The 9,403-nt window shown below is 73.5% G+C and carries 8 protein-coding genes; 3 read left to right on the top strand and 5 right to left on the bottom strand.

What is annotated here, in order from left to right:
• On the bottom strand, positions 1–1,628 hold a 1,628-nt coding region (locus V7E45_RS35630), incomplete at its 3' end, for a hypothetical protein (RefSeq protein WP_333778413.1).
• A 460-nt stretch (positions 1,629–2,088) separates the two neighbouring features.
• On the opposite strand from V7E45_RS35630, the gene V7E45_RS35635 reads away from it, so the two are divergent.
• Together V7E45_RS35635 and V7E45_RS35640 are read left to right on the top strand one after the other, a co-directional pair.
• Positions 2,089–4,155, top strand: coding sequence for a DUF1996 domain-containing protein (locus tag V7E45_RS35635; RefSeq protein WP_333778420.1), 2,067 nt, complete (start codon positions 2,089–2,091; stop codon positions 4,153–4,155).
• Between the two features lie 118 nt (positions 4,156–4,273).
• Positions 4,274–4,912, top strand: a complete 639-nt coding sequence (locus V7E45_RS35640) for a GNAT family N-acetyltransferase (RefSeq protein WP_333778414.1) — start codon at positions 4,274–4,276, stop codon at positions 4,910–4,912.
• Positions 4,913–4,934: 22 nt separating this feature from the next.
• Here V7E45_RS35640 and V7E45_RS35645 read toward each other — a convergent pair whose 3' ends face one another.
• Together V7E45_RS35645 and V7E45_RS35650 are read right to left on the bottom strand one after the other, a co-directional pair.
• Positions 4,935–5,627 carry a lipoprotein gene (locus tag V7E45_RS35645; RefSeq protein ID WP_333778415.1) on the bottom strand — a complete coding sequence of 231 codons (693 nt, stop codon included), beginning with the start codon at positions 5,625–5,627 and terminating at the stop codon, positions 4,935–4,937.
• Positions 5,628–5,722: 95 nt separating this feature from the next.
• Positions 5,723–6,364, bottom strand: a complete 642-nt coding sequence (locus V7E45_RS35650; RefSeq protein WP_333778416.1) for a class I SAM-dependent methyltransferase — start codon at positions 6,362–6,364, stop codon at positions 5,723–5,725.
• Positions 6,365–6,492: 128 nt separating this feature from the next.
• Here V7E45_RS35650 and V7E45_RS35655 point away from each other — a divergent pair, with 128 nt between their 5' ends.
• Positions 6,493–6,951: a flavodoxin family protein gene (locus tag V7E45_RS35655; protein ID WP_333778417.1), complete on the top strand. Its 459-nt coding sequence runs from the start codon at positions 6,493–6,495 to the stop codon at positions 6,949–6,951.
• Between the two features lie 79 nt (positions 6,952–7,030).
• Here the strand turns inward: V7E45_RS35655 and helR are convergent, their stop codons facing one another.
• The gene (gene helR, locus V7E45_RS35660; RefSeq protein WP_333778418.1) at positions 7,031–9,199 is read right to left on the bottom strand and encodes an RNA polymerase recycling motor ATPase HelR; all 2,169 of its coding nucleotides are present in this window, start codon (positions 9,197–9,199) and stop codon (positions 7,031–7,033) included.
• Positions 9,200–9,204: 5 nt separating this feature from the next.
• On the bottom strand, positions 9,205–9,403 hold a 199-nt coding region (locus V7E45_RS35665), incomplete at its 5' end, for a hypothetical protein (protein WP_333778419.1).

Consider the following 9,403-nt stretch of genomic DNA (forward strand, 5'->3'; position numbering starts at 1 on the left):
GGCCCCGTGTCGGCCAGGGGGGTGGCGGTGGCCTGTGCGAAGGAGCCCGTGCCGGGCCAGGGGCCGGCGGGGATCGGGGCGTACGAGCCGGTGTTCGTGACCGGGTCGGCGGCGACTGAAGCGAGGGAGGCGTACGAGCCCGAGTTCGCGAAGGGGGTGGCGGTGACCGAAGAGTACGAACCGGTGTCCGTCAGGGCATCGGCGGTGACCGGAGCGTATGAGCCGGTGTCCGGCAGGGGGTTGCCGACGACCGGTGCGTACGACCCCGTGGAGCTCACCGGGTCGGGAACGACGGCCGCGTACGAGCCCGTGTCCGTCAGCGAGCCGGGGGCGATTCGGGCGAAGGAGCCCGTGTCGGTGAGCGGGCTGTACTGATCGGTGTGGGTGACGGAGGCGAAAGCCCCTGTGTCCGTCGCGGGAGTCACCGTGGGGAGAGAGGCGGCCGGGCCCGTGGGTGTCATCACCGCGGAAGCGCCCCACTGCGGCTGCATCCACTGCCCGGTGGCCGGCTGACCCGACTGCTGCCACTGGCCCGACTGCTCGAGGGCGGACGGCAACAGGACCCGCTGCGCCCCGGTGTTCCAGGCGTCCTGCGCCCCAGCGTTCCAGGCGTCCTGCGCCCCGGTGTTCCAGGCGTCCTGCGGCACCGGGGCGACGGCCATGGGTGGCGTGCTGAGCGAGGCGGTGTGGCGGGACAGCACATCCCGGGCCAGGGCGAGCTTGCGTCGGTTGGTCGCCTTGAAGTCCGCGGGGGAGGGGCGCCGGGGCGCGGCGGCGGAGAGCGTCAGCTGCCTGGGCTCGCGCACCGGCGTGGTGGGCAGCGGCACGGCGGGGAGGACGGCCGTCTCGCCCGGGGCGCCGCCCGAGCCCGGCGTCGGCCCCCCTCCGGGCGGCGACAACTCGCGGGCGAACGCACCCGGTTCGGCGAGCTGGGCGATCCCGCCGCCCATCCCTCCGGCTGTCCCTCCGGCCATCCCGCCGGTTGTGGGTGCGGCGGTCGTGCCCGTGGCGCTGAGGGCGAGGGGCGCCGCCGCGCCGGTGCCGGTGAGTTGGGGGAAGCCGGGTCCGTCTGCGGCCTCGGGTGCGCCGCGGTCGGTGGCGGTCGCCGCGGTCCAGCCGGCCGGTCCGGGCAACTCCAGCGCGTGGCCCGGACGTTCCACGTCCCGGCCGCCGGGCAGGGCCGCGGTTCCCGCTTCCAGGGAGGGGCGCGGGTGGCCGGCCGGGCCCGCCGAAGGGCCGGCCGGCAGCGCGGCCACCGGGCGGGCGGCCGGCCGGGCCGGCGGCAGTTCGGGCAGGCCGAGATCGGCGGCGAGGGATTCCCTGGCGTCGCCGTCCGCCCGGTCCCGGGAGCGGGCGGGCGCCGCCGGGCGGGCGGGCTGCCGGTCGGCGGGGAGCACGGCGGGGACGGTCGGGCCGAGCTTGGCGCGCGCCCCGTCGAACCACTGCCGGGACACCGCGTCGAGCTCGGGGTCCGTGCGTCTGCCGGACCGCTTGGCCAGCGGGACGCCTCTGGAACGGGTGGCCGCGGTCATGGCCCGGGTCGCGTTGTAGTTCCCCGTCGCGTTCTCCGCCCGCTCGTAGAGGGAGTCGATCCGCTGCCGTACTTCGTCGGGGCTCTCCGGCGCCATGGAAGACGTACTCCTTCCTCGCCCCTCAGGGCAGTTGGGCCGATCCCGGAGTCGGTCGAGCCCCGGCTCCGGGCGCCACGGCGGATTCGCAGGGGGCAGCCGGGCGGCCTGGCGTCAACCTAGCCAACTTGTGTCCCTCGTGTGAAGGTCGGCGGGCGGTATGTCCGATACATATTCGTGATGTTCGCCGCGTTGTTCGACTGGGCAGGCTTGTCGGCCTCCCCCGGGACCGCTTCGGCCGTCGATCCGCCGTACCCGACCGTTGGCGGGGTGGTTGCGCTTTTCTGTGAGGTCCCTGTTAATTTCCGATCCGGTTGAACACAAGGGCGCCGCCGACCGTATGGGGGCGGGGGAACTCCACGCCCGACCGACCGTTTCACACAAGGGGACCACCGTGGTACGCAACAGGCGCAGACGCCAGACCGGCGCACGACGCGCGACCTTCGCAGCGGTCGCCCTGATGCTGGGCGGAGGCGGTCTCGTCGCCGTCAACGTCTACGCCTCCGCGAGTGAGGGCTCCTGGAGCGGGCAGGACGGCACCGGCGCGACCGGACAGGTCAAGTCGGCGGGCATGGCCACCATCGACTGCCCGGACGTCGGCACCCGGCTGACCGCCGTGCCGGACGAGGCGCGTGACGAGGTCGACCGTCAACTCGCCGAACTGGACCAGCAGACGGCGGCCGCCTACCAGCAACTCCAGTCCTCGGCACAGGCCGTCAGGCAGGACCCCGCCTCGGCGGACGAATCGATCATGAACCCGCTGAAGGAGAAGCGGGCCGCGACCATCGAGCGCATAGCCGTCGCCATCGACCGGGTGGGCGACCGGCCGGAGGGCCTCGAGTCCCTGGCCGCCTGCACGCTGCGGCCCGGCCAGGACGGCACGGGTGGTGAGACGGCCGGCGCGGGCCAGGACACCGTGTCCCCGGGCGGCGGCTCCCAGCAGGGCGGCGGCCAGGGCCAGAACGGCGGCGGGCAGGCGGGCGCCGGGCAGGGCGGCAACGGACCCGTCGTCTCCGACTACACGGACATCACCTCCGTCCAGCCCAACGTGCCGAACCCGCCCCAGCAGGCCGACGCCTCGCGCGGCAGCTTCACCTCCGACTGCGGTGTCAACGCGGGCGGCCTGTTCAACTCCGACAACGTGATCGTCGCCCCCGGTGTCTCCAACGGTGCCCACCACTTCCACGACTACGTGGGCAACCAGTCCAACAACGCCTTCGCCAGCGACGACGACCTGGCCAAGGCCGACACCAGCTGTGTGGACCGGGGTGACAGGTCCACGTACTACTGGCCGGTGCTGCGTCTGCAGAACGGCAAGCAGGAACGGGACGCCGGTTCGCCCGGCGGCGGCACCGAGGGCAACGCGGGTCAGATCGTCACCCCCAAACAGGTCACGCTGACCTTCGTGGGCAGCCCGCGGGGCAAGGTCACCGAGATGCCGCGCCTGCTGCGCATCATCACCGGCGACGCCAAGGCATTCGTCAACGGCCCCGCCAACGCCAACGCCTCCTGGAGCTGCACCGGTTACGAGAACCGCCAGCTCAAGGACAAGTACCCGCTGTGCCCGCCCGGCAGCGACGTGGTGCGCACCTTCCACTTCCAGAGCTGCTGGGACGGCCGCAACATCGACAGCGCCAACCACCGTACGCACGTGGCCTTCGCCACCCCGGACGGCGCCTGCCCCGACGGCTTCGAGGCGATTCCCCAGTTGGTGCAGCGCATCGTCTACGACGTCGCCGCGCCGAGCCTGAACGACGGCGGGCGCACGGTCCCGCTCTTCGCGGTGGACTCCTTCCCCGAGCAGCTGCACAAGCCGGTCACCGACCACGGCGACTTCATCAACGTCTTCGACGAGGACCTGATGCGCCAGATGGTCGACTGCATCAACTCCGGCCGTACCTGCGGAGCGCGCGGCGGTGACGGCTCGGGCGCCACGGCGGACCCCAGCCCGAGCCAGGGCGACGGCGCCACGGCGACGCCCGGCGACGGTGCCACGGCCGACCCGGGTGCGACCGCCACGGCGGCGCCGCCGGCCCCGGCCCCGGCCACTTCCGCCCCGGCCCAGGAACCGGGGACCGGGACGACGACCGCACCGGCGAACACCACCAAGCACGACCAGCCGGCCGGGCACCACCAGCCCTCCCGGCACGACCGGTCCACCACGCACGACAAGCCCGCCGGTCAGGACGACTCCACGGACCGGAGCAAGTCCGACGACGCGGGCAAGTCGACCGGGTCCACGACGGCGGACCAGGGCGGCAAGGCTGACAAGGCCGACAAGGGCGGCAGTGCCGGCGGGGCCGGTGCCTCCGTCACGCCGTCCGGCTCCGGCGCGGGTGAGGTCGGCGAGGCCACCCAGACCCCCGCCGGCGTCCAGACCCAGGCGCCGGCCGCGCAGCAGGAGGCCCAGGGGAACCAGGGCAGCCTCGCCGAGACCGGCGCGCACCTGTGGCCCGCGGCGATCGGTGTGCTGCTCGCCCTCTCCGGACTCGTCATGCTGCTGCGAGCCAGGCGGCTGAGCTACTGACGGCCCGTACGACCGAGTGCGACGGCGGCCCCACCACACCGTGGTGGGGCCGCCGTCGTCCGTCCACCGCACCGCAAACCTCTTGTGGGAGCGCTCCCAACTCTACGAGGATGGCCCCATGCCACCCTCGTCCAAGGACTCGAGCCCCACCGTCCGCCCCTACCGCCCGGCGGACCGCGACGCGGTCGCCGACATCTGCGTCCGCACCGCGCACGACGGAGGGGATTCCCGGGCCCTCTACCCGGACCCGCGACTGATGCCGTCCCTCTTCGCCGAGCCGTACTGCCACTTCGATCCGGACCTCGCCTTCGTCCTGGACGACGGAGCGGGCCGGGCGGTCGGGTACGTCGTCGCCACCGCGGACACCGAGCGGTTCGTGACGCAGTTCAGGCAGGAGTGGATCCCCCGGCTGGCCGGCCGGTACCCGGCACCCACGGCGCCGCCGCGCACGCCCACCGAGGAGATGATCGGCCTCCTGTACCACCCGGAGCGCATGCTCCTGCCCGAACTCATCGCCTACCAGGCCCACTTGCACATCGACCTGCTGCCGCCCTGGCAAGGGCACGGGCACGGGCGCCGGTTGATGCGTACACTGCTCGACGCCCTGCACGGACAGGGCGTGCCGGCCGTCCACCTGGGCATGGTCACCGCCAACACGGGCGCCCGCGCGTTCTACGACCGGCTCGGCTTCCACGTGATCCCGGTGGCGGACCCCGGCCCGCTCACCTATCTGGGCCGGGCCACGGCACCGGAGTGAGCGACCGGGGCACGGACGTCCGTCAGCCCGCCCGCAGGGTCCGCTTGGCGAGTTCGTAGGCGGGCAGCATCGCCTCGTGCTCCTCGGTGTCCATCCCGCCGAGGTGCAGGACGACCGGACCGTCGGCCGTGGTGACCGCGAGAGCGCGCTCCTGCTTCGTCTCGTCCAGGAGCTTGCTCGTGTAGAGGTACTCCACCTCCACGCCGTGGAGGCCGCCGCCCGTGCTGACGGTGCGGTACTTCTCCTTGCTCACGTTGTCCTCCGCGGCGACGAACTGCCGCAGCACCGACCGCGCGTCGGCGTCCCGCGCCTCGCCGGTCCACACGCGCAGGAACCCGATGTGGCCGGCGGGCTTGGCGTCGATCTCGCAGGCGGCGGTGACCGGACCCTGGCGCAGGAGGCTGTCGGCGAGCGCTCCGGACAGGTCGCCGTCCGACCCCTTCGACGCCTTGGACAGCTCCTTCCCGGCCGCGATGCCCTTGGCCTTCCAGTGCTTGGCGATGTCGAAGCTGACCGGAAGTTCGCAGGCCGAACCGGCCGCTCCGATCGTGCCACCGCTCGCCGCGGCGGCACTCGTCGCTCCCGCGCCCTTGGCCGACGTGCTCCCCGACGGCTTGGCCGCCGAGTCGTCGGGCTGGGCGCAACCGCCCAGCACGGCCGCCAGCACCACGGCCTGGACCACGCGCGCCCGCCCCGACCCCACCCTGACCTGCACCGCTGTCTCCCCTCCGGTTGGCAGCGGCCACTGTAACCGAGCGTGCCGACAGGGCCGTACGGATAAATCGCGTACGGCTGGGGGCCGGCCGGGGCTCAGTCCGCGTCGCGCCGGCAGTACAGGAACAGGTGCGGCTCGGGCACGGCGTCGGGGTGGGCCGGGGAGAAGGTGGCGTGCTCGGCGGACAGTACCGTCAGGCCCGCCGCGGCGGCCACGGCCGCGAAGTCCTCGGCGGAGTAGCTCGTCAGCCGCACCGGCTGCCCCATGAAGACCCCGTCGACGCCCTCCACGTCCAGCGGGACGGTGGCCAGGACCGCGAGCCCACCGGGGCGCAGGGCACGCGCCAGCGCGCGCACCAGCGCCGACTGCTCGGCACGGGACATCTGGAGCAGCGAGAAGTAGACGCACGCCGCGTCGAACTCGCCCTCTTTCAGCGGCAGTTCGCGGATGTCGGCGAGGCGGAACTCGGCTCCGGGCACCTGGCGGGAGGCGAGCTCGACCATGACGGGGGAGACGTCGACGCCGAGCACCCGGTGGCCGGCCCCGGTGAGCGTCAGCGCGGTCGGCCGTCCCGTACCGCTGCCCACGTCCAGCACCCGGCTGCCCGGTTCGAGCCGCTGCAGCAGCCACTGGAGCGAGGCCCGGTGCCCCTCGGAGGAGACGAACGCCTTCTCGTAGTCGAGACCCAGCGCGTCGAACACCACGGCGGCCGGGGCCCGGCGGTCCTCCTCGGTCACGTCCACTCCTCCCGTTTCCCTCCAGGTGACCGGCATCGTCGCACCCCCGGTCCGGGGCCCACAACGCCGCGCGCGGGGCACCCGGCGCGTTTGCGGGCGGCGGCACCGGCAGGGCAGGGTTCCGGGCTGTGCCTACTCTGCTGATCGTGCATCACACGCCCTCGCCGAACTGCCAGACCCTGTTCGAGGCCGTCCTCTCCGGGGCGACCACTCCGGAGATCGAAGGCGTCCGGGTCGTGCGCCGCGCGGCACTGGCCGCCACCGCCTCCGACGTCCTCGACGCCGACGGCTATCTCCTCGGCACCCCCGCCAACCTCGGCTACATGTCCGGCGCCCTCAAACACTTCTTCGACCAGGTCTACTACCCGTGCCTGGACGAGACCCGGGGCAGGCCCTTCGGCTACTACGTCCACGGCGGCAACGACGTCACGGGCGCGGTCCGCGCAATCGAGGCCGTCACCACCGGGCTCGGCTGGCGCCGGGCCGCCGAGGCGGTCACCGTCACCGGCGAACCGGGCAAGGCCGACGTGGGGGCGTGCTGGGAGCTGGGTGCCACGGTCGCCGCCGGGCTCATGGCCGACGCCTGAGCGCCGCCCGCACGGCGCCGGCCCGGAGGGCGCCGGCGGTTTCCCCGTACCTGGAGACCGCCGGCCCGCTCCCGTCGTGTCAGGAGCTGGTGAGGACGACGAGTCGCTGGGTCGCCCGGGTCATCGCCACATAGCGGTCGACCGCGCCCTCGACGCCCTCGCCGAAGTTCTGCGGGTCGACGAGGACGACCAGGTCGAACTCCAGCCCCTTGGCCAGCTGAGGGGTGAGCGAGCGCACGCGGGCCGTCGGACGGAACGCGGGATCGCCGATGACGCACGCGATCCCCTCGGCATGCGCGGCGAGCCAGCCGGCGACGACGGAGTCCAGATCAGCGACGGATCCGTACGTGACCGGCACACCGCCCGCGCGGATGGAGGTCGGCACGTTGGCGTCCGGGAGCACCGCCCGGATGACCGGCTCCGCCTCCGTCATGATCTCCTGCGGGGTGCGGTAGTTGACGCTCAGGGAGGCGAGCTCGATCCGGTCCAGGCCGATCCGCTCCAGCCGTTCCCGCCACGACTCCGTGAACCCGTGCCTGGCCTGCGCGCGGTCCCCGACGATGGTGAAGCTCCGGGAGGGACAGCGCAGCAGCAGCATCTGCCATTCGGCGTCGGTCAGTTCCTGGGCCTCGTCGACGACGATGTGCGCGAACGGGCCCGCGAGCTCGTCCGGGTCGACCGGGTGCAGCTCCGCCTCGTCGACCAGGCTGACCTTGGCGTCCTCGCCGCGCAGCATCGTCACCAGGCCCTCGCCCTCGTCACCGTCGGCGCCGGAGTCCGCCACGGCCTGGATCAGGTTGTCGACCACCCGCTCCATGCGCTCGCGCTGGGCGGCGAGCACCGCCTCGTTCCGCCGCTTGCGCCGGGCCGTCTCCGGGTCGCCGAGCCGCTGCCGCGCCGCGTCCAGCAAGGGCAGGTCGGACACCGTCCATGCCTGGGGTTCCGCGCGTTGCAGCCGGCGCACGTCCTCGCGGCCGAGCCAGGGCGCGCACAGGCGCAGGTAGGCGGGCACCGACCAGAGGTCCCCGACGAGGTCGGCCGGTTCGAGCAGCGGCCACGCGCGCTCGAACGCCGCGCGCAGTTCCCTGACCCGCGTCAGCGCCCTGCGCAGCTGGTCCTCCGGGGCGTCCACGTCGTGCTTGGCCATCAGGATGTCGAGCAGTTCGCGCCACACCTGCTCGCGTGCCTCGTTGTGCGGGGTGCCGGGCTCCGCAGCCTCGAAGGCGAGCGCCCAGTCGGCGGCGCCGAGCCGGATGTCGGACCAGGGGGTCGTGATGGTCATGTCCTCCGTCGGCGGCTCCTCGTAGAACCTCACAGCGGTCTCGACGGCCCCCACCAGCTTTGCGGAAGACTTCAGCCGGGCCACCTCCGGGTCGGTCTCGACCGTGGCCGCGGCGCCCTCGGGGACCAGGTCCCCGAGGACACAGGTCCGTACGCCGTCCTCGCCGAGGCTGGGCAGGACGTCGGCGACGTACGCCAGGTAGGGCCGGTGCGGACCGACGAACAGCACGCGGCCCCTGCGCCGGCCGAGGCGCGGGTCGGAGTGCAGGAGGTAGGCCGAGCGGTGCAGGGCCACGACGGTCTTGCCGGTGCCCGGACCGCCGTCGACGACGAGCGCGCCGCGCGACCCGGCACGGATGATGGCGTCCTGGTCCGCCTGGATGGTGCCGAGCACGTCGCGCATCCGGGACGAACGGTCGCTGCCGAGGCTGGCGATGAAGGCGGACTGGTCGTCGAGCGCGGCGTGCCGGTCGAGCCCGTCGGCGGCGAACACCTCGTCCCAGTAGTCGCCGATCCGGCCGTTCGTCCAGCGGTACCTGCGGCGGCTCGTCAGCCCCATCGGGTTGGCGTGGGTGGCCCCGAAGAACGGCTCGGCCGCGGGGGAGCGCCAGTCGAGCAGCAGCCGGCGGCCCGTGCTGTCGGTGAGGCCGAGCCGTCCGACGTAGACCGGCTCCGGGTCGTCGGCGGCGACCATGTGCCCGAGGCACAGGTCGAGGCCGAAGCGGCGCAGTGTGCGCAGCCGTGCGGTCAGCCGGTGGATCTCCGTGTCCCGGTCCATCGCGTGCCGGCCCAGGCCGCCGGGTGCGCGGCGCGCGGTGTCGAGGTGGTCGGTGAGCTCGGCGATCGACTGTTCGAGACACTCCGCGACGGCCGCGAAGTGCTCCTCGTCGCCGGCGATCAGCGCCGGGTCGGCCTTGGCGGCGAGGCGGTCGGGGAGGTCGAAGGCGCTGGTGGTCAGGGGGTTCAAGACAATCAACTCCGATGTTGCGGTACGCGGCCGCCGGTGACCGGCGCGGTGGCGCGGCGAACGGTGAGGCGATAGGTGAGCCGATGAGCGAGGGCGTCGGGGAAGCCGTCGGTGCGGCTGTCGGTGAGGCCGTGCACGCGGCGACTCTGTGCGGGCCCGAGGTCGGACGGGGTCAGCCGTGGGCAGTGGGGCGGGGCAGTGGGG

This window comes from Streptomyces sp. IBSBF 3136 (genome assembly GCF_036815105.1).
Classification (GTDB): domain Bacteria; phylum Actinomycetota; class Actinomycetes; order Streptomycetales; family Streptomycetaceae; genus Streptomyces.